Genomic DNA, 405 nt, shown 5'->3' with positions numbered 1-405 from the left:
GCTTCGTCGGCGGCTGCGCGGCGGCGTGATTGGATACCGGGATCTGCGTCTCCTTGCTCACCCGGCCGCTCTCCAGCGCCTCGAACAGCATGTAGAGCGTCATCATCTTGGTCAGCGACGCGGGATAGCGCTGCGCCGTCGAATTGACCTCGAACAGCGTCTTGCCGGTCGAGGCGTCGACCACGATCGCCGCATATTTCTGCGGCTGCGCCGGCACGGCCAGCACGGTTTCCGGCGGCGCGGCGGTGGTGCAGCCGGCAATGAGGAGCAGCAGGACCAGCGCGGCCATCAGTTTGTGGAGGAGCGAAAGCGGAGTGGACAAGATTGTTTCAAAAACGGTTGCGGAGATGCGGCGAAGCTAGCGTACCGCATCCGCCCCGTCCAACTGGTTAACGGCGGGAATGA

The 405-nt window shown here is 64.2% G+C and carries 1 protein-coding gene; it reads right to left on the bottom strand.

The annotated features are described in order from the left end of the window. A partial coding sequence (locus EOA32_RS37995; protein ID WP_348632254.1) for a serine hydrolase occupies nucleotides 1–289 on the bottom strand: 289 nt, incomplete at its 3' end. Nucleotides 290–405: the final 116 nt, after the last annotated feature.

The sequence above is a fragment of the Mesorhizobium sp. M1A.F.Ca.ET.072.01.1.1 genome (assembly GCF_004023325.1).
Classification (GTDB): domain Bacteria; phylum Pseudomonadota; class Alphaproteobacteria; order Rhizobiales; family Rhizobiaceae; genus Mesorhizobium.
This window is presented reverse-complemented; position numbering and strand designations above follow the sequence as displayed.